The 25,083-nt window shown below is 65.5% G+C and carries 30 protein-coding genes; 17 read left to right on the plus strand and 13 right to left on the minus strand.

Annotation, left to right across the window (positions count from 1 at the left end; all coding sequences use genetic code 11):
• Position 1: 1 nt before the first annotated feature.
• Entirely contained in the window at positions 2–1,327 is a 1,326-nt protein-coding gene (locus EUV02_RS08380) for a bifunctional folylpolyglutamate synthase/dihydrofolate synthase (RefSeq protein ID WP_135245793.1), read from the plus strand.
• Positions 1,328–1,457: 130 nt separating this feature from the next.
• On the opposite strand, the gene EUV02_RS08385 is transcribed toward EUV02_RS08380, so the two are convergent.
• From EUV02_RS08385 to EUV02_RS08395, 3 genes are all read right to left on the minus strand, one after another.
• Complete coding sequence (locus EUV02_RS08385; protein WP_135245794.1) at positions 1,458–1,997, minus strand: DNA-3-methyladenine glycosylase I; 540 nt, start codon at positions 1,995–1,997, stop codon at positions 1,458–1,460.
• Between the two features lie 49 nt (positions 1,998–2,046).
• On the minus strand, positions 2,047–2,898 hold the full coding sequence (gene olsB / locus EUV02_RS08390; RefSeq protein ID WP_135245795.1) for a l-ornithine N(alpha)-acyltransferase: 852 nt from the start codon (positions 2,896–2,898) through the stop codon (positions 2,047–2,049).
• Positions 2,899–2,987: 89 nt separating this feature from the next.
• Positions 2,988–4,322 carry an AmpG family muropeptide MFS transporter gene (locus EUV02_RS08395; RefSeq protein ID WP_135245796.1) on the minus strand — a complete coding sequence of 445 codons (1,335 nt, stop codon included), beginning with the start codon at positions 4,320–4,322 and terminating at the stop codon, positions 2,988–2,990.
• Between the two features lie 144 nt (positions 4,323–4,466).
• On the opposite strand from EUV02_RS08395, the gene EUV02_RS08400 reads away from it, so the two are divergent.
• Positions 4,467–5,708 (plus strand): dicarboxylate/amino acid:cation symporter, encoded by a 1,242-nt coding sequence (locus tag EUV02_RS08400; protein ID WP_135245797.1) that lies wholly within the window; start codon positions 4,467–4,469, stop codon positions 5,706–5,708.
• Positions 5,709–5,721: 13 nt separating this feature from the next.
• On the opposite strand, the gene EUV02_RS08405 is transcribed toward EUV02_RS08400, so the two are convergent.
• From EUV02_RS08405 to EUV02_RS08415, 3 genes are all read right to left on the minus strand, one after another.
• On the minus strand, positions 5,722–6,195 hold the full coding sequence (locus EUV02_RS08405; RefSeq protein ID WP_135245798.1) for a DUF805 domain-containing protein: 474 nt from the start codon (positions 6,193–6,195) through the stop codon (positions 5,722–5,724).
• Between the two features lie 124 nt (positions 6,196–6,319).
• Complete coding sequence (locus EUV02_RS08410) at positions 6,320–6,787, minus strand: DUF805 domain-containing protein (protein ID WP_135245799.1); 468 nt, start codon at positions 6,785–6,787, stop codon at positions 6,320–6,322.
• A gap of 23 nt (positions 6,788–6,810) precedes the next feature.
• Complete coding sequence (locus EUV02_RS08415; RefSeq protein WP_135245800.1) at positions 6,811–8,319, minus strand: YifB family Mg chelatase-like AAA ATPase; 1,509 nt, start codon at positions 8,317–8,319, stop codon at positions 6,811–6,813.
• A 167-nt stretch (positions 8,320–8,486) separates the two neighbouring features.
• On the opposite strand from EUV02_RS08415, the gene EUV02_RS08420 reads away from it, so the two are divergent.
• The 7 genes from EUV02_RS08420 (at position 8,487) to yihA (ending at position 12,945) form a co-directional block, all read left to right on the plus strand.
• Complete coding sequence (locus EUV02_RS08420; protein WP_135245801.1) at positions 8,487–8,855, plus strand: hypothetical protein; 369 nt, start codon at positions 8,487–8,489, stop codon at positions 8,853–8,855.
• A gap of 128 nt (positions 8,856–8,983) precedes the next feature.
• On the plus strand, positions 8,984–9,607 hold the full coding sequence (locus tag EUV02_RS08425; protein ID WP_135245802.1) for a class I SAM-dependent methyltransferase: 624 nt from the start codon (positions 8,984–8,986) through the stop codon (positions 9,605–9,607).
• Positions 9,608–9,725: 118 nt separating this feature from the next.
• Entirely contained in the window at positions 9,726–9,860 is a 135-nt protein-coding gene (rpmH, locus tag EUV02_RS08430; RefSeq protein ID WP_135245803.1) for a 50S ribosomal protein L34, read from the plus strand.
• Positions 9,861–9,898: 38 nt separating this feature from the next.
• Positions 9,899–10,231, plus strand: a complete 333-nt coding sequence (rnpA, locus tag EUV02_RS08435; RefSeq protein ID WP_135245804.1) for a ribonuclease P protein component — start codon at positions 9,899–9,901, stop codon at positions 10,229–10,231.
• The gene (gene yidD, locus EUV02_RS08440; protein ID WP_207790144.1) at positions 10,228–10,440 is read left to right on the plus strand and encodes a membrane protein insertion efficiency factor YidD; all 213 of its coding nucleotides are present in this window, start codon (positions 10,228–10,230) and stop codon (positions 10,438–10,440) included. The genes rnpA and yidD overlap by 4 nt, the downstream gene beginning before the upstream one ends.
• A 37-nt stretch (positions 10,441–10,477) precedes the next feature.
• Positions 10,478–12,271 carry a membrane protein insertase YidC gene (yidC, locus tag EUV02_RS08445; protein WP_135245806.1) on the plus strand — a complete coding sequence of 598 codons (1,794 nt, stop codon included), beginning with the start codon at positions 10,478–10,480 and terminating at the stop codon, positions 12,269–12,271.
• Positions 12,268–12,945: a ribosome biogenesis GTP-binding protein YihA/YsxC gene (yihA, locus tag EUV02_RS08450; protein WP_135245807.1), complete on the plus strand. Its 678-nt coding sequence runs from the start codon at positions 12,268–12,270 to the stop codon at positions 12,943–12,945. Before yidC ends, yihA begins: the two co-directional genes overlap by 4 nt.
• 3 nt (positions 12,946–12,948) lie before the next feature.
• Here yihA and EUV02_RS08455 read toward each other — a convergent pair whose 3' ends face one another.
• The 5 genes from EUV02_RS08455 to EUV02_RS08475 form a co-directional block, all read right to left on the minus strand.
• Positions 12,949–13,332 carry a GFA family protein gene (locus EUV02_RS08455; RefSeq protein WP_166430564.1) on the minus strand — a complete coding sequence of 128 codons (384 nt, stop codon included), beginning with the start codon at positions 13,330–13,332 and terminating at the stop codon, positions 12,949–12,951.
• 109 nt (positions 13,333–13,441) lie between these two features.
• Positions 13,442–13,852 carry a hypothetical protein gene (locus EUV02_RS08460; RefSeq protein WP_135245809.1) on the minus strand — a complete coding sequence of 137 codons (411 nt, stop codon included), beginning with the start codon at positions 13,850–13,852 and terminating at the stop codon, positions 13,442–13,444.
• Between the two features lie 85 nt (positions 13,853–13,937).
• Positions 13,938–14,816 carry a fatty acid desaturase gene (locus EUV02_RS08465; protein ID WP_135245810.1) on the minus strand — a complete coding sequence of 293 codons (879 nt, stop codon included), beginning with the start codon at positions 14,814–14,816 and terminating at the stop codon, positions 13,938–13,940.
• Entirely contained in the window at positions 14,813–15,004 is a 192-nt protein-coding gene (locus EUV02_RS08470) for a hypothetical protein (RefSeq protein WP_135245811.1), read from the minus strand. Before EUV02_RS08470 ends, EUV02_RS08465 begins: the two co-directional genes overlap by 4 nt.
• An 82-nt stretch (positions 15,005–15,086) precedes the next feature.
• Entirely contained in the window at positions 15,087–15,581 is a 495-nt protein-coding gene (locus EUV02_RS08475; protein WP_135245812.1) for a hypothetical protein, read from the minus strand.
• 169 nt (positions 15,582–15,750) lie between these two features.
• Between EUV02_RS08475 and EUV02_RS08480 the strand changes: the two genes are divergently transcribed.
• A complete protein-coding gene (locus tag EUV02_RS08480) occupies positions 15,751–16,464 on the plus strand; it encodes a glutathione S-transferase (RefSeq protein WP_135245813.1) in 714 nt (237 codons plus the stop codon).
• Positions 16,465–16,522: 58 nt separating this feature from the next.
• Here the strand turns inward: EUV02_RS08480 and EUV02_RS08485 are convergent, their stop codons facing one another.
• Positions 16,523–18,199, minus strand: a complete 1,677-nt coding sequence (locus tag EUV02_RS08485; RefSeq protein WP_135245814.1) for a SulP family inorganic anion transporter — start codon at positions 18,197–18,199, stop codon at positions 16,523–16,525.
• Positions 18,196–18,750: a (2Fe-2S)-binding protein gene (locus EUV02_RS08490; protein ID WP_135245815.1), complete on the minus strand. Its 555-nt coding sequence runs from the start codon at positions 18,748–18,750 to the stop codon at positions 18,196–18,198. Before EUV02_RS08490 ends, EUV02_RS08485 begins: the two co-directional genes overlap by 4 nt.
• A gap of 31 nt (positions 18,751–18,781) precedes the next feature.
• On the opposite strand from EUV02_RS08490, the gene EUV02_RS08495 reads away from it, so the two are divergent.
• From EUV02_RS08495 to EUV02_RS08520, 7 genes are all read left to right on the plus strand, one after another.
• Entirely contained in the window at positions 18,782–19,606 is an 825-nt protein-coding gene (locus EUV02_RS08495; protein ID WP_135245816.1) for a crotonase/enoyl-CoA hydratase family protein, read from the plus strand.
• 196 nt (positions 19,607–19,802) lie between these two features.
• The gene (gene coxB / locus EUV02_RS08500) at positions 19,803–20,858 is read left to right on the plus strand and encodes a cytochrome c oxidase subunit II (protein WP_243445829.1); all 1,056 of its coding nucleotides are present in this window, start codon (positions 19,803–19,805) and stop codon (positions 20,856–20,858) included.
• A 12-nt stretch (positions 20,859–20,870) separates the two neighbouring features.
• Positions 20,871–22,526, plus strand: a complete 1,656-nt coding sequence (ctaD, locus tag EUV02_RS08505; protein ID WP_135245817.1) for a cytochrome c oxidase subunit I — start codon at positions 20,871–20,873, stop codon at positions 22,524–22,526.
• Positions 22,527–22,548: 22 nt separating this feature from the next.
• On the plus strand, positions 22,549–23,499 hold the full coding sequence (locus tag EUV02_RS08510) for a heme o synthase (RefSeq protein WP_135245818.1): 951 nt from the start codon (positions 22,549–22,551) through the stop codon (positions 23,497–23,499).
• Positions 23,487–23,621, plus strand: a complete 135-nt coding sequence (locus EUV02_RS16020) for a hypothetical protein (RefSeq protein ID WP_279379511.1) — start codon at positions 23,487–23,489, stop codon at positions 23,619–23,621. Before EUV02_RS08510 ends, EUV02_RS16020 begins: the two co-directional genes overlap by 13 nt.
• Positions 23,618–24,214, plus strand: coding sequence for a cytochrome c oxidase assembly protein (locus EUV02_RS08515; RefSeq protein WP_135245819.1), 597 nt, complete (start codon positions 23,618–23,620; stop codon positions 24,212–24,214). The genes EUV02_RS16020 and EUV02_RS08515 overlap by 4 nt, the downstream gene beginning before the upstream one ends.
• 4 nt (positions 24,215–24,218) lie before the next feature.
• Complete coding sequence (locus tag EUV02_RS08520) at positions 24,219–25,052, plus strand: cytochrome c oxidase subunit 3 (RefSeq protein WP_135245820.1); 834 nt, start codon at positions 24,219–24,221, stop codon at positions 25,050–25,052.
• The last annotated feature ends 31 nt before the right edge of the window (positions 25,053–25,083 follow it).

A 25,083-nucleotide genomic window follows, 5' to 3' on the forward strand; every position in this document is an offset into this window, starting at 1 on the left:
CATGGAGGCAGCGCACTCCGAAAACCCGGTCCTTGATGCGCTGCTGTCGGTGGCGTTCAAGCTGCACCCGCAGACCGTCGACCTGTCGCTCGACCGGCTCGAACGGCTGCTTAGCCGGCTCGGCAATCCGCATCGCAAGCTGCCGCCGGTGTTCCATGTCGCGGGCACCAACGGCAAGGGTTCGACGGTGGCGTTCCTGCGCGCCTGTCTCGAAGCGTCGGGCGCGCGCGTCCATGTCTATACCTCGCCGCACCTGGTGCGCTTCAACGAGCGTATTCGCGTCGCCGGGCATCTGATCGACGACGATGCGCTGATGCTCCACATACGCGACGTGCTCAACGTCAATGCCAACATGCCGATCACCTTTTTCGAACTGACGACGGCGGTGGCGCTGCTGGCGTTCTCGCGCACACCCGCTGACGCCTGCATCCTCGAAGTCGGGCTCGGCGGGCGGCTCGACGCGACCAACGTCATCGAAAACCCCGTCGTCACCGGCATCGCGCAGCTTGGCATCGATCACCAGAGCTGGCTCGGCAACTCGATCCTCGACATCGCCCGCGAAAAGGCTGGCATCGCCAAAAAGGGCGTCCCGATGCTGTTGTCGCGCTATCCCAAGACCGTCACCGCACGCATCGCCGAAGTCGCCGGCCTCGTCGGCGCCAAGACGCTTGTGCGCGGTGAGGACTGGGACTGCGCGCTGTACGAAGGCCAGCTGCACTACCGCGACGCGGCGGGCAAGCTGAGCCTGCCGCTGCCGCGCTTGGCCGGCACGCACCAGTATGACAATGCCGCACTCGCCGTCGCGATGCTGCGCCACCAGTCGGCGGTCGTCGTGCCCGATTCGGCGCTGCGGGCCGGCATGGGCTGGGCCGAATGGCCGGCACGGTTGCAAAAACTCGACAAGGGGCCGCTGACCGAGCGCTTGCCCGGTGACGCCGAAGTATGGCTCGACGGCGGCCACAACCCCGCCGCCGGCCGCGCCATCGCCGATGCCTTCCGCGGTCATGCGCTCGCCGAACGGCCATTCTACATCGTACTCGGCATGCTTTCGACCAAGGACGCCGCAGGCTTCCTCAAGCCGTTCGCCGGCCGCGCCACCGCCGTCTATGCCGTGCCGATCGCCCGCCATGAACACCATGACCCCGCCGAACTGGTGCGCATCGCCCGCGAAACCGGCCTGCCCGCGAGCACCTCGTCGAGCGTCGCCGAGGCACTGTCCGAAATCGCCCGCGGCAGCGACCGCGCGCGGCCGCCGGTGGTGCTGATTACCGGTTCGCTGCATCTGGCGGGTGAAGTGCTGGCCGCGAACGCGCAGGCGCCGGTTTAAAGAGCCTCCGGCGGGCAGGGACTTGTCCCTGCACCCATATATTGGGTCGGTGCTCCCGCCCGGCGTTGGCTATGGTTGCGCGCACCCAAACTGATGGGTGCAGGGACAAGTCCCTGCCCGCCGGAGGCCCTTAGCTTCGCCTGAAACAACCCCCCGCATGGTCATCGACTAGCCCGACCGCCTGCATCCACGCATAGGTGATCACCGGCCCGACGAATTTGAAGCCGCGCGCCTTGAGCGCCTTCGAGATTTCCACCGACAGCGGGGTCTGCGCGTGGACGGTGACGCCGTCGCCGACCAGCGGCACGCCGCCGACGAAGCTCCATGCGAAGGCGCTGAAGTCCTCGCCGGCAGCCTGCATGCGCAGGAATGCCTGGGCACCGCCGATGGTGGCGTTGATCTTGGCGCGGGCGCGGATGATGCCGGGGTCCTGCATCAGCCGCTCCACATCACCGGCGGTGAAGCGCGCGACGATTTCAGGGTCGAATCCGGCGAAGGCGGCGCGGAAACCGTCGCGGCGGTGCAGGATGGTGCGCCATGACAGCCCGGCCTGGAAGCCTTCGAGCATCAGCATTTCCCACAGCGCGCGGCTGTCGCGGACGGGCACGCCCCATTCATCGTCGTGGTAGGCGGCCATGACGGCATCGCCCTCGGCCCAGCTGCAGCGCATGTCGGACTCCCCTGTCGCGGCGCCATTCAACCGCCGTGAGCCGTCGGGGTCAAGCGGCGGTGGCGTCGGCGCCGAGGTCGAAGCGGCCGGCATAGCGGCGGGTGATCTGCGCCACCGGCATCACCACGAACACGTCGACGGTGTTGAACTGGCGGTCGATGAATGCGCCGTCGCCGACCATCGCGCCGACGCGCAGATAGCCCTTGAGCAGCGGCGGCAGCGTCCGTGCGGTGGCGCGGGCGTCGATGCGTTCGGCGGGGAGGCGGTCCATTTCGACGAAATGCGCCGGCAGCGTGCGGGCGCGCAGTTCGGGTGGCGCGAGGTGGTGATGGTAGAGGTATGACAGCTCGGCGGCGTGCGCGGCGGGGTCGGTGCCGTGCAGCGACGCGCAGCCGAACAAATGGCCGATGCGGTGCGCCTGCAGGTAGCTGGCGATGCCGCGCCAAAGGAGACTGATCGTGGTGGCGTTGCGGTAGGCCGGGGCGACGCAGCTGCGCCCGAGTTCAAGCAACTGGCCGCTGGCGGGGGCCTGCGCGAGCAGCGGCGTCAGGTCATATTCGCCGGCCGAATAAAAGCCGCCATGCGCCTGCGCCACCGACTGGCGCAGCAGGCGGTAGGTGCCGACGACTTGCCCGCGGACACCGGCGTCATGGTCGATGACCAGCAGGTGGTCGCAGACATTGTCGTGCGCATCGATGTCGCGCCGCGACGCCAGCATCGCGTGCGTCGGCTGTGCGCCCATCTCGTCGTAGAAAATCTTGTAGCGCAGCGCTTGTGCGGCGGCGACTTCGACGCCCGATTGCGCCAGCCGGACTTCGAGCTGCCCGACGCGAATCGGCGTTTCGGGTGGCGCCGGCGTCCAGCCTGGCCGCGCCGCGGGTGTTCGTACTGGAAGGCCCATGCTTGCTCCGCCGTGCCGTTTCACCATGGCGTTGCCCTAGCGACCGAAAATGACAGACTGGTCACTCGGCCATGACCGCTGCGTGACAGTCAGCGCGCGGCGTTGCGCGCTGCAATCGCGACATCATCGACGAGCCCACGCCGCATCATCACCACGAACAACAGGATGCCGGGCAGCGCCGCGACGGTGGTCAGCAGATAGAATTGCACATAGCCCAGCGCCTCGATCATCGCGCCCGCCGTCGTGCCGCTGACGAAGCGGCCGAGCACCGAGGCGGCCGCCGACAGCAGCGCGAACTGTGTCGCGGTGAAGCGCAAGTCGCACAGCGCCGACAGATAGGCGACCACCGCGACGCCGCCGATGCCGCTGCTGAAGTTTTCAAAGCCGATGGCCGCCGCCATGCCGATGTTCGAATGGCCCGCCTGCGCCAACGCCGCGAAGCTGAGGTTCGACACCGCCATGAGGATCAGGCTGACCAGCACCGAGCGCTTGAGCCCGAGCCGCGTGTAGAGGATGCCGCCGACGAACACGCCGACGAGCAACGCCACCAGCCCGAACGCCACGTCATAGTAGGCGACTTCGTCCTTGCTGAACCCCAGGTCATTGAACAGCAGCCGGAACGACAGGTTGGCGACGGTATCGCCGAGCTTGTGGATCAGGATGAACGCCAGCACCAGTCCGGCGCCGGGGCGCTGCATGAAGTCGGCGAGCGGCGCGATGACGGCATCGCTCACCGCTGCCCAGCCGCGCTTGGTCGATTTGACCACCGCATGGCGTACCGGCTCGCCGAGCAGCACGCCCGCCGCTACTGCCGGCAGCGCGAAAAGCGTGGCCGCGACATAGGCAGTGCTCCAGCCGGCGCGCTCGGCGATGACCAGCGCCAGCGCGCCTGCCGCCGATGATCCGATGCGCCAGCCATATTGCGACATCCCCGACCCGACGCCGAGCTGTTCGGGGGTCAGCGTTTCGATGCGGAACGCGTCGATGACGATGTCATAGGTCGCGCCGGCAAATGCCACGCACAAGGTCGCCGCCACAACGGTGGACAGCGATGTCTGCGGGTTTGCCAGCCCGAGCCACGCCACCGCCGCCATCACGGCGGCCGCGACCAAAACCAGCCACGCCCGGCGCTGGCCAATGGCATTCGCCAGCAGCGGAATCCGCACCCGGTCGATGGCGGGCGCCCACAGGAACTTGAAATTGTACATCAGGAAGGCGAGCGCGAACGCCGTCACCGCCTTTTTCTCGATGCCGGCTTCGGCCAGCCGCGTCGTCAACGTCGCGCCAATCATTGCGAACGGAAACCCCGACGAAATGCCGAGTAGCAGCGCGCCGATCGGCGCGCGTTCGGCATAGGGGCGCATGCCCGGCGGCAGGTGGCGGCGCCAGTCGGCGGGGGCGGTGGAAGCGGGCATTTCGGTCATGGGTGCCACCATAGCGTCCCTGACGCGGCTGTCATCAGCCGCGGTCACATATGGCGTTCGCTGACTTTCCGCGCTAACCGTGGTCACAGCGTCGCGTGCGCCACGCCCCGCGTCATTTGGGGTGTCGAGACAGGGGGACCGTGCATGGGCAAGCGCCTGACCTATTACATTCTGGCGGCGCTGGTGGCGGGGTTGTTCGCGGGCTGGGCGGTCAATGCCTATGCTGCGTCGCCCGATGTGGCGAAGGACATTGCCGGGTATCTGTCGATTGTCACCGACCTGTTCCTGCGGCTGATCAAGATGATCATCGCGCCGCTGGTGCTGTCGACGCTGACGGTGGGCATCGCGCACATGGGCGACGGCTCGGCGCTTGGCCGGATGTTCGGTCGGACGCTCGGCTGGTTCATCGCCGCGTCGCTGGTGTCGATCACGCTCGGGCTGATCATGGTCAACTGGTTGCAGCCCGGCGTCGGTGTCGGGCTGGTGCCGCCGGTGACGGCGGCGTCGGGGGTCGAACATGCAGCGTTCAGCCTCAAGGACTTTGTCACGCACCTGGTGCCCAAGTCGATTTTCGAGGCGATGGCGACCAATGAGATCCTGCAGATCGTGGTGTTTTCGGTGTTCGCCGGCGTCGGGCTGCTGGCATTGGGCGATACCGGCAAGCCGCTGACGCACCTGCTCGATGCGGTGGCGCAGCTGATGCTCAAGATTACCGGCTATGTGATGAACTTCGCGCCGTTCGCGGTGTTTGCCGCGGTCGCCGCCGCAGTCGCCACCGAGGGGCTGGGCATCCTGGTCACCTTCGGCAAGTTCATCGGCGGCTTCTACCTCAGCCTGTCGATGCTGTGGCTGTTGTTGCTCGCGGCGGGCGCGGTGGTCATCGGGCTGCCGCGCATCATCGGGCTGAGCAAGGCGATCCGCGAGCCGTTCCTGCTGGCGTTCGCCACCGCGAGTTCGGAAAGCGCCTATCCCAAGACCTTGGAGGCGCTCGAACGCTTCGGGGTGCCGCCGCGCATCGCCAGCTTCGTGCTGCCGCTCGGCTATTCGTTCAACCTCGATGGCTCGATGATGTATTGCAGCTTCGCCACGATCTTCATCGCGCAGGCCTATGGCATCGACCTGTCACTGGGGCAGGAAATCACCATGCTGCTGCTGCTGATGGTGACCAGCAAGGGCATGGCCGGCGTGCCGCGCGCCAGCCTGGTGGTCATCGCCGCGACCTTGAGCTTCTTCAAGATTCCCGAGGCCGGGCTGCTGCTCATCCTCGCGGTCGATCACTTCCTCGACATGGGGCGCAGCGCGACGAATGTGGTCGGCAATGCGGTGGCGACGGCAGTTGTGGCAAAATGGGAAGGCGAGCTCGGGCCGGAGAAACCTGCGGATTGAGCCCGCCGCACCGTCACTCGGCTATCGGGTCAGGCCCGAAGCGGTTTTCACCGATGGTGCCGCGGCTGCAATACCAGACGAGTAACAGCACCGACGTGATGGCGAGCAGCAAGCCGCCGGCTGCCATCCACTTGCCCGCACCTTCGACGCCGACAGCCATCGCGCCCGCCGCACCGCCAAGGATCAGTGCCGGCAGCAGCGGCATCAGCAGCCACCAGCCACGCCGGTCGGTATCGTGCAGCCGTCGCACCGATACCCCCACCGACGGCAGGAACAGCGCCAGCGATACCACTGCCTCGACATAACCGGTGGCGCCGGCGATCATCGCATCAAGCCCGTTGATCATCACGTCAGCGGCAAGCGCCAGCAGCGTCAGCAGAATCACGAACAGCTGGAACCACCAATATTCCTTGCGCCGCGCCCGCCCCGAAAAGGTCGCGTACTTCTTCAGCGGTTCGACCATCCACTGCGTTGCCGACTTGTCCATTGTGTGTCCCCTCACTTGCCCGGAACCCCTTAATTCACCGGCGCCTGCCGACGATAACTCAAGGCTTCGGCGATATGAAGTATGGCTTCACCGCTAGTTGTCAGTTCGGGCATCCGTCATGGAGTCATGCATCGGGTGCGGCGAGCGGGTCCGGTCCGAAGCGGTTTTCGCCGATGGTGCCGCGGCTGCAGAGCCAGACCAGTATGAGAATACCAAAGCCAAGTTGCGCCAAGGCAACAAGTAGTACCGCCAGCGGCTCCGTTTGGGGCAATTTTGTCGCGTCAATTCCGCCGCTTAGCGCTCCCAAGACAACCGAACCCAGCAACCACCAGCCGCTTCTATTGACATCGTGTAAGCGGCGAACCTGCACGGCAACCAATGGTACGAAAAGCGCCAAAATCGGTATGAGCAACAGTGCAGCAACTCCCATTGCGTCACCAGCACTGAGTAGCGCGAACGCAATGCACAACACAACAATGGCGAGAACACAAAGAAGATAGAACCACCAAAACTCCTTGCGCCGTGCCCGCCCGGAAAAGGTCGCGTACTTCTTCAGCGGCTCGACCATCCACTGCGTTGCCGTTTTGTCCATTGTCTGTCCCCCGCGTTGGCCGTTCAATTCACCGGCGCTTGCCGACGATAGCTCAATGCTTCGGCGAAATGAAGCCGCGTTACCCCTGCGCTGCCCTCGAGATCGGCGAGCGTGCGGGCGACGCGCAATACGCGGTGATAGCCGCGCGCCGACAGCCGCAGCGCTTGGGTCGCTTGCGTCAGCAGTTTGCGCCCCGGTTCGTCGGGGGTGGCGACTTCCTCGAGCAGCTTGCCGTCGGCCTCGGCGTTGCTGCGCGCCTTGTGGTTCGCGTAGCGCGCGGTCTGGATGGCGCGGGCTTTGGCGACGCGGGCGCCGACTTGCGCCGAGCTTTCGGACGGTGGCGGCAAGGTCAGGTCGACGGCGCTGACCGCGGCGACATCGACATGCAGGTCGATGCGGTCGAGCAGCGGCCCCGATACGCGTGCCTGATAATCCGCTGCGCATTTCGACGCGCGCGAGCAGGCTTGGCTCGCGTCGCCCAGATGGCCGCAGCGGCACGGGTTCATCGCCGCGATCAACTGCACGCGCGCCGGATAGGTGACGTGGGCGGCGGCGCGCGCCACCATCACCACGCCGGTTTCGAGCGGCTGGCGCAGCGAATCGAGCACGCCGCGCTGGAATTCGGGGAGTTCGTCGAGGAACAGCACGCCGAGATGCGCGAGGCTGACCTCGCCGGGCCGCGCCTTGGCGCCGCCGCCGACGAGTGCCGGCATCGAGGCCGAGTGATGCGGCGCGCGGAACGGGCGGGCGCGCAGCAGTTTGCCGCCCTCCAGCTCGCCCGCCATCGACGCGACCATCGACACCTCCAGCGCCTCGGCGGGCGTCAGTTCGGGCAGGATTCCCGGCAAGGCGGCGGCGAGCAGTGACTTGCCCGACCCCGGCGGGCCGCTCATCAACAGATTGTGGCCCCCGGCGGCGGCGATTTCGAGCGCGCGCTTGGCGGTTTCCTGACCCTTGATCTCGTTCATGTCGGGGCCGTGCCAGCTGCCCTCGGCGATGGTGCGGACGGGCGGCGACAGCAGTTGCGTGCCCTTGAGGTGGTTGATCAATGTCAGCAGGTCGGGCGCAGCAAGCACCTCGACTTCGCCCGCCCACGCTGCCTCACCGCCTTGCGCGGCCGGGCAGATCAACCCGAGTTCGTGCTCGGCGGCGTGCAGCGCGGCGAGCAGTACGCCCGGCACCGGCGCGACGCGGCCATCGAGCCCGAGCTCACCGGCGACGACATATTGATCGAGCACCTCGGCCGACACCAACCCCATCGCGCTGAGCAGCCCGAGCGCGATCGGCAGGTCGTAGTGCGAGCCTTCCTTGGGCAGGTCGGCGGGCGACAGGTTGACCACGACACGGCGCGGCGGCAGCGCCAGTCCGATGGCGTCGAGTGTCGCCTGCACCCTCTCACGGCTTTCCTTTACCGCTTTGTCGGGCAGCCCGACGAGCACGAATGCCGCCATGCCGCCGGTGATCTGGACCTGGACATCGACGCTGCGTGCCTCGAGCCCGAGGAACGCGACAGTGGCGACATGTGCGACCATGAATTTTCCTTTGCGGAAACAGCCACCTGTCCCGCAGCAAAAACCATGACCCTGAAGCCACAGTAGCGCGACAATCGCATCACACAAGCCTGCTACACAGGTCTGCTTGGCCGCCGTTAAGCCATGATGCCTTGCGCGCCCGCCAACCCCCTCCTAATCGCTGTGGAATGCAGCGCACGCGTCCCACTTTCTTGCAGACGTTGATCCGCAGCGAACCTGTGCGCGTGGCGCAACTGGCGGCGGGATTTGTCCTGCTGCTCGCGGCGCCGGTGCTGGCGACAGTCCCACAGCCCATTCCGATCGGCATCATCGTGTTCGGCTTCGGGCTGGCGCTGATCCTGAAGAACTCGCTGTGGGCGCGGCGCAAATATGTGCGCTGGCAGCACCGCTACCCGCGCGCCGGCCGGATTACCGACATGGGCATGCGCCGCCGCCGCAAGGTGCCGGCGCCCGCGGCCGTTAATCAGGTCGCGGCGAATTCGGATGACCTGCCGCCGCAGCAGCGCGATGTTGTGTCGGCCGCAACGCGCGACTGACGTCGCGTTGCGCCGACAGTCGCACCAGACGGCTGGCACCCGGCGATTGAAATTGTTAATCATTCGTTGACAGGGCTTGTGCCGAAAGGTGCAGCTTGCAAGAGTGCAGTATCTATTGGGGGCTCGAAATGACCGGATTCTATGATCGCCACATCTTGCCGTATGTCATCGGCTGCGCCTGCGGCAGCAAGCCGATCGCCAAGCAGCGCGCCAAGGTCGTGCCGCTCGCCACGGGCCGGGTGCTTGAGCTGGGCATCGGCGGCGGGCTGAACCTGCCGTTCTACAACCCCAAGAACGTCATCAGCGTCCAGGGCGTCGACCCGAGCGCCGAACTGCGCGCCATCGCCACCGAGGCACCGCGGCCGCAGGGCCTGCTGGTCGAAGTGCGCGAGGGCACCGCCGAGGCGCTGCCTTTCGGCGAGCACAGCTTCGACAGCATCGTCTGCACCTTCACGCTGTGTTCGGTACACACGCCGGCCAAGGCGCTCGCCGAGGCGCGGCGCGTGCTCAAGCCCGGCGGCACCCTGTTTTTCAGCGAGCACGGGCTGGCACCCGATGCCGGTGTCCAGAAATGGCAGCACCGCGTCGAGCCCATCTGGAAGCGCATCGCCGGTGGCTGTCACCTGACGCGACCGGTGTCGGAGACGATCAAGGCGGCGGGGTTCAACCTGACCAAGAGCGAGTCGATGTATCTGCCCGGCACGCCGCGCTTTGCCGGCTGGAGCGAATGGGGCACCGCGACGCCGGCTTGAAGCCGTATTGCGCGTCCACGCCCCCGCTGTGCATTGACTTGGGCACGCGCTGCCGCTATGCGCCCACCCTTGATTTCGGCCAGCTTGCGTTGGCCGCCTTGATTCTGAGGATAATGTAATGAAGCGGACCTTTCAGCCCAGCAAGCTCGTGCGCGCCCGTCGCCATGGCTTCCGCACGCGCATGGCAACGCCGGGTGGCCGCAAGGTGCTCGCCAACCGCCGCGCCAAGGGCCGCGCGAAGCTGAGCGCCTAGTTCGCGTTTCGCCGGCGCCGGACCCGATTTCGGCACCCATGATCATCATTTCTGCACGGCGCGACTTTCTGGCGGCCTACGCCGGCCGTCGCGCGCCGACGCCCGGCTTTCTGTTGCTGGTGCGTGACCGCCTTGATGCCGACCCGCAGATGCGCGCCGGCTTCACCGTCACCAAAAAAATCGGCAATTCGGTGGTGCGTAACCGGCTGAAGCGCCGGCTGCGCGCATTGGTGCGGCAGGTCTTGCCCGAAGCCGGCATTGCCGGTGCTGACCATGTGCTGATTGGCCGCGACGCCGGGCTGACGCGCGATTTTGCTGCGCTCGACGCCGATTTGCGCAAGGCACTCGCGAAATGCGCCGGCGCCAAATGATCGGCAAGCTGATGATCTGGCCGATCCGGCTGTGGCAAGTCACGCTGTCGCGTATCCTGCCGCCGTCGTGCCGTTTCGCCCCCAGTTGCTCGGCCTATGCGATCGAAGCGATCGAGCGCTACGGTCCGATCAAGGGCGGCTGGCTCGGGCTGCACCGCATATTGCGCTGTCACCCATGGGGCGGCTCAGGCTATGACCCCGTTCCATGACTGGCGATTCGTCCTATCAAAATGTTGAAAGTCTGCTGTGACCGACAATCGTAACATGATCCTGTTCGTCGTGCTGTCGGCGATGATCTTTCTCGGCTGGAGCTTTGTTTCCGAGAAATATCTGCCCAAGCAGCCGGTGCCGGTAACCGCATCGGGCGGCCCGGCGCCGCAGCCGACGCTGATGCAGACCTGGTTCGGTGGTGCGCCGCAGCCGGCAGCACCGACGGCACCGGGCGCGGTCGTGCAGGGCAGCGTCCCCGGCGTCGCCGTCGCGGGCGCTGTTCAGCCGATCAATGTCGTGCTGGCGCAGTCGCCGCGTGTTGCGATTGAAACGCCGCGGTTGTCGGGCTCGATCAACCTGCGCGGTGGTCGCATCGATGACTTGCTGATGACGACCTATGGCCAGACCATCGACAAGAACTCGCCGCCGGTTCGGCTGTTCACCCCGTCGGGCACCGCCGGCGCCTATTTCAGCCAGTTCGGCTGGACCGGTGCCGACGCGCCCGGCCCCGATACGCTGTGGACGGCGTCCGCGCCCAAGCTGACGCCGACGTCGCCGGTGACCTTGACCTGGACCAACCCCAAGGGCGTGGTGTTCGACCTGCGCCTCGCGGTTGATGACAACTATATGTTCACCGTCACGCAAAACGTCACCAACCCCGGTACTGCGCCGGTCACCGTGCGCACCTACGGGCTGGTCAGCCATACTGGCGAGTTCCACGAAAAGGATGCGTCGAACCTGCACGTCGGGCCATTGGGCGTGATGGACGGCCGTCTGAAGGATAGCGAAACCAGCTTCAAGAAGCTGCGCGAGGATGGCCCGCAAAGCTATGCGACCACCGGCGGCTGGCTCGGCATGACCGAAAAATACTGGATTGCCGCGCTGATCCCCAACCAGAAGCTGCCGGTCGCGGCGCATTTCGCGGCCGCCGCGGGTGACCGCTACCAGACCGATTTCCTCGACCCCGCCGTGGTGGTGGCACCCGGCGCCAGCGCGTCGAATGTCTCGCACCTGTATGCGGGCGCCAAGGAAGTTGCGCTGATCGACAAGTATAAGGCCGATCTCGGCATCCCGTTGTTCGACCGCACCGTCAGCTGGGGCTGGTTCTGGTTCATCGCGCAGCCGATTTTCCACCTGCTGAGCTGGCTGTTCAAACTTACCGGGAACTTCGGTGTGGCGATCATCTGCCTGACGCTGATCGTCCGCGCCGCGCTGTTCCCGATTGCCAACAAGCAATATCAATCGATGGCGAAAATGCGCCTCGTGCAGCCCAAGATGAAGGAGCTGCAGGAGCGCTACAAGGATGACAAGCCGCGCCAGCAGCAGGAAATCATGGCGCTCTACAAGAAGGAAAAGGTCAATCCGCTGGCGGGCTGCCTGCCGATCGTGCTGCAGATTCCGATCTTCTTCGCGCTGTACAAGACGCTGATGCTGTCGACCGAAATGCGCCACCAGCCGTTCGTGCTGTGGATCAAGGATCTGTCGGCGCCCGATCCGCTGCTCGTCACCAACCTGTTCGGGCTGCTGCCGTTCCACCCGCCGGGGTTCCTGGCATTGGGCGTGCTGCCGGTGCTGCTGGGTATCACCATGTGGGTCCAGCAGAAGCTCAACCCGGCGCCGATGGACGAAGTCCAGAAGCAGGTGTTCGCGTTCATGCCGTGGATCTTCATGTTCATCATGGCGCCGTTCGCGGCCGGTCTGCAGCTGTACTGGGTGACCAACAACCTCGTGTCGATCGCGCAGCAGTGGCTGATGATGAAGAAATACCCGATGCCGGCGTCGCCGGTCATCGAGGCAACGCCATCGGCAGTCAGTACCAAGCGCAAGTGACCGATATCGAACTCCCGTCCGACCCGCCCGAAGACCCGCGCGCGCTGGCGCGGCGGCTGGAGGACGCACGCCGGGTGTTTGCCGGGCCGCTCGACTTCCTGCTGTCGGCGCCAAAGCTCGAATTCCTGCCCGAGCCCAAGGTGCCCGAGATTGCCTTCGCCGGGCGGTCGAACGTCGGCAAATCGTCGCTGCTCAATGCGCTGACCGGGCGTCAGGGGCTTGCGCGCACCTCGAACACGCCGGGCCGCACGCAGGAACTCAACGTCTTCAACGTCGGCGAACCGCTGTCCTTCCGGCTGATCGACATGCCCGGTTACGGCTATGCCGAAGCCCCCAAAGACATCGTGCGCGCCTGGCAGAATCTGGTGTTCGACTTCCTGCGCGGCCGAGCGGTGTTGAAGCGCGTGCTGCTGCTGATCGACGCGCGCCATGGGCTCAAGCCCGTCGACCTCGACATCCTCAAGCTGCTCGACAAGGCGGCGGTCAGCTACCAGATCGTGCTGACCAAGGGCGACAAGATCAAGCCGACCGAGCTCGAAGCCACCCGCCTCAAGGTCGAAGCCCAGGCCCGCACCCACCCGGCAGCGTTCCCGACCGTGCTCGCCACCAGCAGCGAGAAGGGCGAGGGGATTCCCGAACTGCGCGCCGCAGTGATGGCGGCGGTAAACGCCTGACCGCTACGGGCTGGCGTGACAGCCGGCGGGCAGCTCAAGCCAAACACAGCGATTGCTGCTCGAAGCCGACATCGTCGGCGTCGGCGGATCGCTGAACCCGCCTGCCGCGATGCCGGTCATGCCGGGGAAGATGTCGGCCTTCCAGAACAGCGTCGTGCCGCAGCGCGCGCAGAACGACCGTGCCGCCGGCGGCGTGACAGGCACCTGATAGACCAGCGCCGCGCCTATGGTCTCCACGACATCGTCATCGCGCACATAGACCTGCCAGCCGAACGCACTGCCGGTGCGGCGCTTACAGCTGTCGCAGTGGCAAATCGCGCTCATCAACGGCGCACCGGCAATCGTGATCGTCAGGTCGCCGCAGCAGCAACGGGCGGTTTGGGTCATGACGCAGCCTCCTCGCGGCGCGAACATAAACGCGCCAGCGGCGGCGTGGCAATTCTGTCGTTGACGGGGGGAAGGGCCTCCGGCGGATAGGGGTGACCCCTGCGCCCGGTTATTTGCAGGCGGCGATGAGCGGCTTGAGGTGTTGTGCGGCGCCGGTGCCCGGGACGGGTGGATTGTTGTTCACCGATACCGACTGGCCGCGCAGCAACGCCCGGATGAATGGGTGATCGGCCGCCACAGGCGCGACGAGTTGCGGCATGTCACCATCGAAGACGACCGCCGGCACACGGTAGCTTTTGCCATTGGCCTTGAGGACAACCGGCACGGTGGCACCGGACGCGGCGGCGACATCCGACCAAATGATGACGTCGAGCCTGCCGCTGGTGGTGCAGTCGATCCGCAAATCACGCGAGTCGGTTTCGGCAACGCCGTGGATGATGCTCTCGCCGGGAATATAGGTCACCCATGCGAACGGCTGCGGGTTCGCCGCGGCCAGCATTAAGAAAATCGCGTACAGCATCGCGCCACTTTGTCAGCGTAAGCCCGCCGCAGCAACAAAGTACAAATGGGTGCAGGCCTCAGGCCTGCCCGCCGGAGGCCCTTTCTCAGCCCTTCAACCCACCCAGCTCGCAACCCCGCGCCTCCAATATCGGCCGCAGTTCGCGAAAGGCGGCGGGCGTCCAGTTGAGGCGGATGTTGGGATAGAGGTGGTGGATGATGTGGTATTGCATGCCGCTCGACCCGATGTTGCCCCATATGCTGCGGAACGCGCGGGTTTCGCGGTAGCGGCCGGTCTCGGTGGCGGGGTGGTGGGGCGCCCAGCTCAGGTAGAAATTGATGTAGGTAATGGCGATCTGGCGCGGCAGCCACCACAGCAACGCCGCTTCGATGGCGTAGCCGCTCCACGCGAGGCCGCAGAGCAGCGCGAGGTTGAAGAGGTTCATCAGCACCGCGTCGATCATCGCCGCCTTGGCGTCGGGCGTGCCGAGCGCCATCAGGATCTGGCCGTAGCGTTTCGAGCCGGCGCCACGCGGCTGGCGGTTTTGCAGCGATTTCCAGATGGCGGCGGCGGCGCTGGGGGCATGGACATTATAGTCGGGGTCGAGCGCCGGGTCATTGGCGTGGCGGTGGTGTTCAAGGTGCGTGGTGCGCGCGGTGCGGAACGGCAGGCCGAGCGGGAAGATGACAATATGGCCGAACAGTTCGTTGAGCCAGTGCCAGCGCGATGAGCGCGGCACGATGATATCGTGTTGGGCATCGTGCGACGGCAGGTAGCTCTGCGTGACGCAAACGCAGGCGATGATGAAACCGGCCCATAGCGGCAGCGCGCCGGTCAGCGTCAGCGGCCACAGCGCCAGCCATAGCGTGAAGTTGCCGAGGCCCCAGGCGATCATCAGCCACGGCGTGCCGCCAATGTATTTTTCGGCGATGGCCTTTTCGCGGGCGCGCAGCGTGGCGGTATCCACCGGTAGCTGGACCGTCATATCCAGCTGCCCCGCAGGTTGGCGATGGCGCCGAGCGTGCCGCCGACCAGCAACCCGGCGAGCATAGGCGTCAGCCCGAACGGCGGCGTCAGTCCGGTGCGCGTGATGATCTGCACGGCCAGCGGCGCCAGAAAGCCCAGCCCGAACAGCAGCGGCTGCAACGTCAGCAATAAGCGGATTATGGCCATGGCATTCCCCAGTTACGGGCCCCCGTGGCGGTTCACCCGCCTTGGATAATGCGTATCACAACTCCGCAAAATTGCAAGCGCGCTACTTTGCCGCGACGTAGCCGCGCTGCGTCATGCAGGCGCCGTAGCTGTTTTCCCACGCTGTCGCCTTCGCCTGTTGCTGCGTCGTTGCGGTCTGCTGCGCCTTGGCGGTTTCGCGGCGGCCCTGGCGGACTTTGGCGCCGCCAACCATCGTTCCGGCGACCGCGCCGGCCTGCGCCTGGTCTTGGCGATGCTGGTCCTGCACCCCCTGCGGTGCATAGGGATGGTTGTTGTTCTGCGCGACGCCCACCGCGCCGCCGGTGACCGCGCCGACGGCGGCACCGCTGACGCGCGCGCCGGCGTTGGGGTTGGTCATTGGCGGCGGCGGCGTCTGCCCGGGCACATAGCCGGTGGCCTGCGTTGCGGCGCTGCTGCACGCCGACTGGTCGACGGCCATCTGGTCGGTTGCCGGTACGGGTGCGACGGTGGTCTGCGCAGCGGCGGGCAGCGCGACGCATGCCGCGAGCGCGATGATCGTGTGGAGGATGCGAGCCATGAATATTCTCCCCTGAGCGATGCGACAGCCTGCCGCATGGTCCGAGGTAACAGATGCATGGCTTGCCGATTGGCAAGAAATGGACAATTCGGCCGCAGCGCGGATTGCGCTTACCCGCGTGCCTGAAATGCTCTAACCCTTGGGCAAACAACCTTGAGGGAGCCCCGCCATGTACACGTTGATCATCGGCAATCGCACCTACAGCAGCTGGTCGCTGCGCGGCTGGCTGGCCTGCAAGGCATCGGGGCTCGAATTTGAAACCGTCGTGCTGCCGATGGACACGCCCGAATGGGATGCCGGCAGCTCGAAGGGCGAGCTGCCGTCATCGAAGGTGCCGACGCTGTGGCACACCGACGCCACCGGCCAGCGCATGGCGATCTGGGACAGCCTGGCGATCATCGACTGGCTCGCCGACAAGGTCCGCACCGCACGCATCAGCCGCGGGCATTATTGGCCGCAGGACTGGGCCGCTCGCGCATTGGCACGGTCGATCAGCGCCGAAATGCACGCCGGCTTCACGGCACTCCGCCAGGGCTGCCCGATGAACCTCAAGTTCAACTTCCCCGATTTCGCGCCGTCACCCGAAGTGCTGGCCGATGTCGCGCGCATCGATGCGCTGTGGAACGAAGCGCGCGGCAAGTTCCATTCGATCGACGAAGCGCATGAAGGCCCGTTCCTGTTCGGCACGTTCAGCGCCGCCGACATGATGTTCGCCCCCGTCGTGACGCGCATCGCCACCTACGGTCTGCCGGTCAGCGATGTGTCGGCCGCCTATGTCGCCGAGGTACTCGCGCACCCGTGGATGCAGGAATGGACGGCCGCCGCCAAGGCCGAGACTTTCCCGTTCGCGCGCTATCTGATTCCGGGTGGGGTGCCGGCCTGATTTAAGAGCCTCCGGCGGGCAGGGGCTTGCCCCTGCACCCAACAAATGGGTGCAGGCCTCAGGCCTGCCCGCCGGAGGCCCTTGTCAGCGCCCGCGCCTTGACCAGTGCCTCGGCATAATCATGCGCAAACACCACACGGCCGCCGGCGCGACCGAGCCCGGCGTGCGCGAGGACACTGCGCGGGCCGGCTTGCAGGCCTGACAGGATGACTTTGCTGCCGAGTTTGTGCGCCTGTTCGACAAACGATTCGACCGCGGCGGCGCCACTGGCATCGAGGAACGGCACGAGTCGCAGCCGCAGGATGATGACGCGCGGCGGCTGGCCGAGGCGGCGCAGCGTGTCGAGCAACTCGCCGGCGACACCGAAGAAGAACGGGCCGGTGATCTGGAAGACCTCGACGCCGGGCGGCAGCGTGTCGCGCTGGCCGTTGCCGGCGGTATCGCCTTCTTCGGGGACCATCGTGGCGCCGGCGTTGATGGCGACGGTCTCGCTCATCCGTGCCATGAACATCAGCGAGGCGAGCGTCACGCCGACACCGATCGCCACCGTCAGGTCGACGAGCACGGTGAGCAAAAACGTCAGCACCAGCACGACGCGGTCCGCCTTGGGCATGCGCAGCAGCATGCGGACGCGGTCGATTTCGCTCATCCCCCAGGCGACAATGAACAGGATCGCTGCTAGCGCCGCCATCGGCACGAACGCCATCAGGTCGCCGGCGAACAATACGAACAGCAACAGGAATACCGCGTGCAGCATGCCCGCGACGGGTGAGCGGCCGCCGCTGCGGACGTTGGTCGCGGTGCGCGCAATGGCGCCGGTGGCGGGCATGCCGCCGAATAGCGCCGAGGCGAAGTTACCGACGCCCTGACCGACGAGTTCCTGGTTCGAACGGTGGCGGAAGCCGGTCATGCCGTCGGCGACGACCGCGCTGAGCAGCGATTCGATCCCCGCCAGAAACGCGATGGTGAACGCCGACGGCAGCACTTCCTGCACCTTGGCGAGGCTGAACGCCGGAATGTGCGGCATCGGCAGCCCGGCCTGCATGTTCGGGAAGCGCGAGCCGATGGTGTCGACCGGCAGCTTGAGCAGCGCGACGACGACAGCAGCAGCGACAATCGCGATCAGGAACCCTGGCGCCTTCGGGGCGGTTCGGCGCAAAACGAGGATCAGCGCCAGCGCACCGGCACCGATCGCGGCGGCGGACCAGTTGACGGTGCCGGCGGCGTGAAAATAGGCCTGCCATTTGGGCAGGAAGTCGGCGGGCACCGTCGCCATGCTCAGCCCGAAGAAGTCCTTGATCTGGCTGGTGGCAATGATCAGCGCGATGCCGGCGGTGAAGCCGGTGACGACGGGGGCTGGCACGAATTTCACCAACTGCCCGGCACGCGCATAGCCGGCGATCATCAATATGACGCCCGCCATCGCGGTGGCCAGCACCATGCCGTCATAGCCGTGCTGCGCGATGACATTGAAGACGATGACGACGAAGGCGCCGGTCGGCCCGCCGATCTGGACGCGTGAGCCGCCGAGCAGCGAGATGAAGAAGCCCGCGACAATCGCGGTAACCAGCCCCTTGTCGGGCGAGGCGCCGCTGGCGATGCCGAGCGCCATGGCGAGCGGCAGTGCGACAATGGCGACGGTGAGCCCGGCGAGCGCGTCGGCACGCAGTTCGGCGGCGCCGTACCCGTCCTTCAATACGCTGAACAGCTTGGGCGTCCAGCGCGCCGCGGTCATTCTGCGCGGCCGGCGGGGTTGGGGTTGAGCGCTGGCGTCCGGCGCGCGGCTTCGGACAGCGTCGTGTCGGGTGCCGGGGTAGCGGCGGTAGCACCGCCGGCGGTCAGGCTGGCGGCGGCGCGGTGGATCGCCTTGCGGATGCGCGGGTAGGTGGCGCAGCGGCACAGGTTGGTGATGGCCGCGTCGATATCGGCGTCGGTCGGGTTGGGGTTGGTCTTGAGCAGCGCCACCGTCGCCATGATCATCCCCGACTGGCAGTAACCGCATTGCGGCACCTGTTCGGCAATCCACGCCTGCTGGACGGGGTCCGAACGGTCATCCGACAGGCCTTCGATAGTGGTGACCAGCGTGCCTTCGATGGCGCCGATGCTGACCTGGCAAGACCGCGTCGGCACGCCGTCGATGTGGACGGTACAGGCGCCGCACAACCCGGCGCCGCAGCCGAATTTGGTGCCGGTCAGGTTCGATGCATCGCGCAGCGCCCACAGCAGCGGCGTCTCGGGATCCATCTTGTAGTGCACGGGGTTGCCGTTGACGGTGAATTTGGTCATGGGGATGTTCATTAGACCGGGGAGACACCGAATGGAATTGCAGACTTTGAGCCTGACCGTCGAGGACGGCATTGCACGCGTCACGATGATCCGCGCCGCCGAGCTCAACACGATGAACCGGGCATTCTGGACCGAGCTGATCACCGTGTTCGAAGCGATCGACGCCGATACCAGCGTCCGCGCCGTGGTCATCGCCTCGACGGGCAAGCATTTCTCCGCCGGGCTCGATCTCAAGATGGCGGCCGGTTCGCTCGGCGGCGGCGGCGACAGCAGCGATCTCGGCCGCGCCCGCGAATCATTCCGTCGCCACGTCAAGCACATGCAGGACACTTTCACCGTCGTTGACCGCTGCCGCGTGCCGGTCATCGCGGTGGTGCAGGGCGGTTGCATCGGCGGCGGCGTCGATTTCGTCACCGCCTGCGACATGCGCATCGGTACCGCCGACTGCTTCTTCACCATCCAGGAAATCAACATCGCCATCGTGGCGGACGTGGGCACGTTGCAGCGCATCCCGTATCTGCTGCCGCAAGGATTGATTCGCGAGCTTTGCTACACCGGCCGCCGCTTCCCGGCTGCCGAGGCGGCGCAATACGGCTTCCTCAACAAGGTTGCCGACAGCCATGAGGCCGCGATCGAAGCCGGCATGGCGATGGCGCGCGAAATTGCCGGCAAGTCGCCGCTGGCGATTACCGGCATCAAGCAGGTGCTGAACGCCGGCCGCGACATGACCATCGAACAGGGCCTCGACTATGTCGCGGTGTGGAATGCCGGCATGCTGCAGGGCGACGATGTCAAGAATGCGGTGACCGCGCAGACCAGCCGCAGCGTCGCAAAGTTCGCCGATCTCAAGGCGTAACGCTGCTTTGGGCGGGGGCCGGCGTGACGCATTGTCGCTACAAGCTGTAAAAAATGCATATTGCCCGCCCCTGCGGCGGACTGGACGCTTGTCGAAGCGCGCAGGCCGCGCCTATAAGCCGCCAACTTCCCTTCCGGCACCTGCCGGATTACACTGCCCCTCCGGTGCGAGCCGGAGCCATTTGAACTTCGGGGGTATGATGCGCGTACTGAAACAACTGGCTGCCGGCACCGGCGCCGCCATCGCAAGCTTCGCCGCCAGCGGCGCGGCATGGGCGCAGGAAGCCGCCGCAACCGCGACGGCTGCAGCGACCACGGCGGCCGTCAATGCCGCGGCTGCGGTGCCGCCGACGGCCCCCATTGCGGGCATCGGCCAGCCGTCGGGCGCACGCGGCGTGCAGACACAGTTCACGCCGATTGGCGAAGAAGGCGCGGCGATGCTCAACGGCATCCTCAACCCGCTGATCATCGGCATCTCGATCTTCGTCATCCTGCTGCTGTTGTGGACGATGGTCCGCTTCCGCGCTGCGGCAAACCCGGTCGCATCGCGCAATTCGCACAATACGCTGCTCGAAGTGGGCTGGACGCTGGTTCCGGTGCTCATTCTGGTCTGGGTTGCGGTGCCGTCGTTCCGGCTGCTCGCCAATCAATATGATCCGCCCAAGGCTGAGCTGACCATCAAGGCGACCGGCCACCAATGGTATTGGGAATATGAATATCCCGACAATGGCGGCTTCAGTTTCGATGCGATTGCGCTGACGCAGCCTGAGGCCGACAAGGCCAACCTGCCTTACCTGCTCGAAACCGACAATCGCGTCGTCGTGCCGGTCGGCACTACCGTCAAGGTGCTGGTCACCGCCGTCGACGTCATCCACGCCTGGTCGATCCCGTCGTTCTGGGTGCAGATGGACGCCGTGCCCGGCCGCATAAACGAAACCTGGTTCAAGGCTGCCAAGGAAGGCGTCTATTACGGCCAGTGCAACCAGCTTTGCGGCACGCGCCACGGCTTCATGCCGATCACTGTCGAAGTCGTCTCGAAGGAGAAGTTCGCGCAGTGGGTCGCCGCCAAGCAGAAGGAAAACGGCATCACGCCCGAAGCGCCCGCCGCTGCTGATGCCGCCGGCAACGCCGCTGTGGCTGCCGACGCCGCGACCGCAACCGCAGTTGGCGGCCCAGCCGCACCGGCGCCCGTAGCGCCGGCCACTGCTGAAGTAACGCCCGCACCGGCCGCCGCGCCGGCTGCGACCAACTAAGAGGACCCGATCATGGCAACCGAGCACGCGCTTGACGCCCATGGCCACGCCCACGACCATGGCCATGACGATCACCCGACGCTGAGCTTTGCGCAGCGCTGGCTGTTTTCGACCAACCATAAGGATATCGGCACGCTGTACCTGATCTTCGCGGTTTTCGCGGGGATCATAGGCGGCGCGATTTCGGGCATCATGCGCCTCGAACTTGCCGAACCCGGCATCCAGTGGCTGACCTGGTTCACGCAGGGCAACCTCGACGCCTCCTATCATCTGTGGAACGTCTTCATCACTGCGCACGGTCTGATCATGGTGTTCTTCATGGTCATGCCGGCGATGATCGGCGGTTTCGGCAACTGGTTCGTGCCGATCATGATCGGTGCGCCCGACATGGCGTTCCCGCGCATGAACAACATTTCGTTCTGGCTGCTGGTGCCGTCGTTCCTGCTGCTGCTCGGCTCGATGTTCGTGCCCGGACCTCCGGGCTTCAACGGCGCCGGTACCGGCTGGACGGTCTATCCGCCGCTTGCCACCTCGGGCCACCCGGGGCCAGCTGTCGACATGGCGATCCTGTCGCTGCACCTTGCCGGTGCGTCGTCGATCCTCGGCGCGATCAACTTCATCACCACCATCTTCAACATGCGCGCGCCGGGGATGACCCTGCACAAAATGCCGCTGTTCGTCTGGTCGGTGCTGGTCACCGCGTTCCTGCTGCTGCTGTCGCTGCCGGTGCTCGCCGGTGCCATCACCATGCTGCTGACCGATCGCAACTTCGGCACGACGTTCTTCGCGCCCGAAGGCGGCGGTGACCCGATCCTGTACCAGCATCTGTTCTGGTTCTTCGGCCACCCCGAAGTCTACATCATGATCCTGCCGGGCTTCGGCATCATCAGCCAGATCATCTCGACCTTCTCGAAGAAGCCGGTCTTCGGCTACCTCGGCATGGCCTATGCGATGGTCGCCATCGGCTTCGTCGGCTTCGTCGTCTGGGCCCACCACATGTTCACCAGCGGCCTCAGCGTCGACACCAAGTTCTACTTCACCGCTGCCACCATGATCATCGCGGTGCCGACCGGCATCAAGATCTTCTCGTGGATCGCGACGATGTGGGGTGGCTCGATCAGCTTCGAGCTGCCGATGATCTGGGCGATCGGCTTCATCATCATGTTCACCATCGGTGGCGTGACCGGTGTCGTGCTCGCCAACGCCGGCATCGATACCTACATGCACAACACCTACTACGTCGTGGCGCATTTCCACTACGTGCTTTCGCTGGGTGCGGTGTTCGCGCTATTCGCCGGTTTCTACTACTGGTTCGGCAAGATGACCGGCCGCCAGCTCAACAACACGCTGGGCCACCTGCACTTCTGGATCTTCACGATCGGCGTGAACTTCCTGTTCTTCCCGCAGCACTTCCTGGGGATGGACGGCATGCCGCGTCGTATTCCGGACTATCCGGCGGCCTATGCCCACTACAACCTGATCTCGAGCTACGGCTATGCGATCATGGCGTTCGGCATGCTGTTCTTCTTCGTCAACGTCATCTGGTCGCTCGCGGCCGGCAAGAAGGTCGGTGATAACTATTGGGGCGAAGGCGCCAATACGCTCGAATGGACGCTGTCGTCGCCGCCGCCGTTCCACCAGTTCGAGACCGTGCCGATCATCAAGTGATGGTCAGCGCAGGTTGCCACGGGTGAATACGACCGAACTTCCGGCGACCTACGTCGCGGGTGAACTTCAAGCGACAAATGTCGCGGGGCTTGCAGACTGGCGCGATTATTTCGCGCTGCTCAAGCCCCGCGTCATGACGCTCGTCGTGTTCAGCGCGGCCTGCGCGATGGCGGTTGCCCCCGGGCATATCCACCCTGTCATCGGCTTCGTCGCGATGTTGTGCGTCGCTGTTGGCGCCGGTGCGGCGGGTGCGCTCAACCAATGGTATGAAGCCGATATCGATGCGCTGATGAAGCGTACGGCAAATCGCCCGTTGCCCGCCGGCCGTGTCGACCGCGGCGAGGCGCTCAACTTCGGCGTGGCGTTTGCTGTCGGTTCGGTGGCGATCATGGGCGTCGCGGTCAATTGGCTCGCTGCGGCAATTCTTGCCGTGTCGATCCTGTTTTACGTGCTGGTCTACACTGTCGGGCTCAAGCGCCGGACGCCGCAGAACATCGTCATCGGCGGTGCTGCGGGCGCGTTTCCGCCGCTGATCGGCTGGGCCGCGGTGACCGGCGACATCAGCGCGCTGCCGGTGTTGCTGTTTGCGCTGATTTTCCTGTGGACGCCGCCGCACTTCTGGGCGCTCGCGCTGTTCATGGAGGCTGATTATTCGAAGGCGGGCGTGCCGATGCTGCCGGTCACTGCGGGCGCCACCGCGACGCGCCGCCAGATTCTGCTCTACACGCTGGTGCTGGTGCCCGTCAGCCTGATGCCCTGGGCGCTCGGCCTGACCGGCTGGATTTACGGCGGTACCGCGCTGGTGTTCGGCCTGGGATTCATCGCCTGCGCGCTTGCGGTGTGGCGCAACACTGCCACGCTGGCGGCCGACATGGCGCCCGAAAAGCGCATGTTCCGTTTCTCGCTGCTCTATCTGTTCATGCTGTTCGCAGCGCTGGTCGTCGATTATTGGATCCTCCCATGGAACGCATGACCGACGCCCAGACCGAAGCCTTCATCGCGGCGCGCAAGTCGCGCAACAAGGCACTCGGGCTGCTGCTCGGCGGCCTTGCGGTGCTGTTCTTCGTGATCACCGTAGTCAAGTTCGTCATATGAGCACGGCTGACGCCTCTGCCGTTGCCCGCCGTCGCACCGGGCTGATTGCCGCGGGCTTTGCGCTGGCGATGCTGGCGCTCGCCTATGCCAGCGTGCCGCTGTACCGGCTGTTCTGCCAGATGACGGGTTATGGTGGAACGACGCAGCGCGTCGATGTGGCCACGCTGCCGGTCAAGGCCGACCCGTTGGGCCGCGTCGTCAAGGTGCGCTTCGACGGCAATGTCGCGCCGGGCATGCCGTGGCAGTTCGCGCCCGAAGCCAACAGCGTTTCGGTGGGTATCGGAGAACGCAAGCTGGCGTTCTTCAAGGCGACCAACATGACCGCCGGCACCACGACCGGGCGCGCGACGTTCAATGTCTCGCCCGACATCGCCGGCAAATATTTCGTCAAGATTGCCTGCTTCTGCTTCACCGAGCAGACGCTGAAGCCCGGCGAGTCCGTCGACATGCCGGTCAGCTACTACATCGATCCCGCGATCCTGAAAGACAAGGAAGCCGCGCGGATCGATGAAATCACGCTTTCCTATACCTTCTTCCCGGTAGACGCGGACAACGCGACGCGGGTAGAAGGAAAATCCGCACCGAAGGGGTAGTTCGATGGCGTCTGCCAAAACGCATCAGTTTCACATTCTGTCGCCCGATCCGTGGCCGATTATCGGTGCCTTCTCGGCGTTGATCATGGCCTCGGGCGCGATTGCCTGGATGCACAAGGCCGCTGTCGGCCCGTGGGTGTTCGCGCTCGGCACCGCGGCCGTGCTGTTCACCTTCTACGGCTGGTGGGCAAAGGTCATCGCCGAAGCCAATGGCGGCGACCATACGCCGATCGTCCAACTCCACCTGCGATACGGCATGATCCTTTTCATCGCCTCCGAAGTGATGTTCTTCGTCGCGTGGTTCTGGGCCTTCTTCAATGCCGCGCTGTATCCGTCGCATGTCGAAGCGGTTGGCGGCGTCTGGCCGCCGGCGGGTATCGAAGTGCTCGACCCGTTCGTCTTCCCGCTGCTCAACACGCTGATCCTGCTGCTGTCGGGCACCACGGTGACCTGGGCGCACCACTCGCTGATCCACAATGACCGCGAAGGCCTGAAGACCGGCCTGTGGCTCACCATTCTGCTCGGGCTGACCTTCTCGTCGATCCAGGCGATGGAGTACATGCACGCCGAATTCGCGTTCGCCGGCAACATCTATGGCTCGACCTTCTACATGGCGACGGGCTTCCACGGCTTCCACGTCATCGTCGGCACGATCTTCCTGATCGTCTGCCTGATCCGCGCCTACAAGGGTGACTTCACCCCAAAGCAGCACTTCGGCTTCGAAGCGGCGGCATGGTACTGGCACTTCGTCGACGTCGTCTGGCTGTTCCTGTTCATCTCGATCTACGTCTGGGGCAGCAACTTCGGCGCGGCAGTGCTGGCCAATACCCCGCATTGATCGATCCGGCCCCGCCGCCAACGCCTGACTT

It is taken from the genome of Glacieibacterium arshaanense, assembly GCF_004681125.1.
Lineage (GTDB): Bacteria > Pseudomonadota > Alphaproteobacteria > Sphingomonadales > Sphingomonadaceae > Polymorphobacter_A > Polymorphobacter_A arshaanense.

What these genes read in the sequence shown, in the direction of transcription:
- EUV02_RS08475 (WP_135245812.1), bottom strand. Translation starts at nt 15,581, where the DNA reads ATGGCTCGCATCCTCCACACGATCATCGCGCTCGCGGCATGCGTCGCG.
- EUV02_RS08460 (WP_135245809.1), bottom strand. Translation starts at nt 13,852, where the DNA reads ATGCTGTACGCGATTTTCTTAATGCTGGCCGCGGCGAACCCGCAGCCG.
- EUV02_RS08515 (WP_135245819.1), top strand. Translation starts at nt 23,618, where the DNA reads ATGAGCACGGCTGACGCCTCTGCCGTTGCCCGCCGTCGCACCGGGCTG.
- yidD (WP_207790144.1), top strand. Translation starts at nt 10,228, where the DNA reads ATGATCGGCAAGCTGATGATCTGGCCGATCCGGCTGTGGCAAGTCACG.
- EUV02_RS16020 (WP_279379511.1), top strand. Translation starts at nt 23,487, where the DNA reads ATGGAACGCATGACCGACGCCCAGACCGAAGCCTTCATCGCGGCGCGC.
- EUV02_RS08400 (WP_135245797.1), top strand. Translation starts at nt 4,467, where the DNA reads ATGGGCAAGCGCCTGACCTATTACATTCTGGCGGCGCTGGTGGCGGGG.
- EUV02_RS08415 (WP_135245800.1), bottom strand. Translation starts at nt 8,319, where the DNA reads ATGGTCGCACATGTCGCCACTGTCGCGTTCCTCGGGCTCGAGGCACGC.
- EUV02_RS08395 (WP_135245796.1), bottom strand. Translation starts at nt 4,322, where the DNA reads ATGACCGAAATGCCCGCTTCCACCGCCCCCGCCGACTGGCGCCGCCAC.
- EUV02_RS08495 (WP_135245816.1), top strand. Translation starts at nt 18,782, where the DNA reads ATGGAATTGCAGACTTTGAGCCTGACCGTCGAGGACGGCATTGCACGC.
- EUV02_RS08405 (WP_135245798.1), bottom strand. Translation starts at nt 6,195, where the DNA reads ATGGACAAGTCGGCAACGCAGTGGATGGTCGAACCGCTGAAGAAGTAC.
- EUV02_RS08485 (WP_135245814.1), bottom strand. Translation starts at nt 18,199, where the DNA reads ATGACCGCGGCGCGCTGGACGCCCAAGCTGTTCAGCGTATTGAAGGAC.
- EUV02_RS08420 (WP_135245801.1), top strand. Translation starts at nt 8,487, where the DNA reads ATGCAGCGCACGCGTCCCACTTTCTTGCAGACGTTGATCCGCAGCGAA.
- EUV02_RS08425 (WP_135245802.1), top strand. Translation starts at nt 8,984, where the DNA reads ATGACCGGATTCTATGATCGCCACATCTTGCCGTATGTCATCGGCTGC.
- EUV02_RS08455 (WP_166430564.1), bottom strand. Translation starts at nt 13,332, where the DNA reads ATGACCCAAACCGCCCGTTGCTGCTGCGGCGACCTGACGATCACGATT.
- EUV02_RS08470 (WP_135245811.1), bottom strand. Translation starts at nt 15,004, where the DNA reads ATGGCCATAATCCGCTTATTGCTGACGTTGCAGCCGCTGCTGTTCGGG.
- rnpA (WP_135245804.1), top strand. Translation starts at nt 9,899, where the DNA reads ATGATCATCATTTCTGCACGGCGCGACTTTCTGGCGGCCTACGCCGGC.
- EUV02_RS08490 (WP_135245815.1), bottom strand. Translation starts at nt 18,750, where the DNA reads ATGACCAAATTCACCGTCAACGGCAACCCCGTGCACTACAAGATGGAT.
- ctaD (WP_135245817.1), top strand. Translation starts at nt 20,871, where the DNA reads ATGGCAACCGAGCACGCGCTTGACGCCCATGGCCACGCCCACGACCAT.
- olsB (WP_135245795.1), bottom strand. Translation starts at nt 2,898, where the DNA reads ATGGGCCTTCCAGTACGAACACCCGCGGCGCGGCCAGGCTGGACGCCG.
- coxB (WP_243445829.1), top strand. Translation starts at nt 19,803, where the DNA reads ATGATGCGCGTACTGAAACAACTGGCTGCCGGCACCGGCGCCGCCATC.
- EUV02_RS08465 (WP_135245810.1), bottom strand. Translation starts at nt 14,816, where the DNA reads ATGACGGTCCAGCTACCGGTGGATACCGCCACGCTGCGCGCCCGCGAA.
- EUV02_RS08380 (WP_135245793.1), top strand. Translation starts at nt 2, where the DNA reads ATGGAGGCAGCGCACTCCGAAAACCCGGTCCTTGATGCGCTGCTGTCG.
- EUV02_RS08385 (WP_135245794.1), bottom strand. Translation starts at nt 1,997, where the DNA reads ATGCGCTGCAGCTGGGCCGAGGGCGATGCCGTCATGGCCGCCTACCAC.
- rpmH (WP_135245803.1), top strand. Translation starts at nt 9,726, where the DNA reads ATGAAGCGGACCTTTCAGCCCAGCAAGCTCGTGCGCGCCCGTCGCCAT.
- EUV02_RS08410 (WP_135245799.1), bottom strand. Translation starts at nt 6,787, where the DNA reads ATGGACAAAACGGCAACGCAGTGGATGGTCGAGCCGCTGAAGAAGTAC.
- EUV02_RS08520 (WP_135245820.1), top strand. Translation starts at nt 24,219, where the DNA reads ATGGCGTCTGCCAAAACGCATCAGTTTCACATTCTGTCGCCCGATCCG.
- EUV02_RS08480 (WP_135245813.1), top strand. Translation starts at nt 15,751, where the DNA reads ATGTACACGTTGATCATCGGCAATCGCACCTACAGCAGCTGGTCGCTG.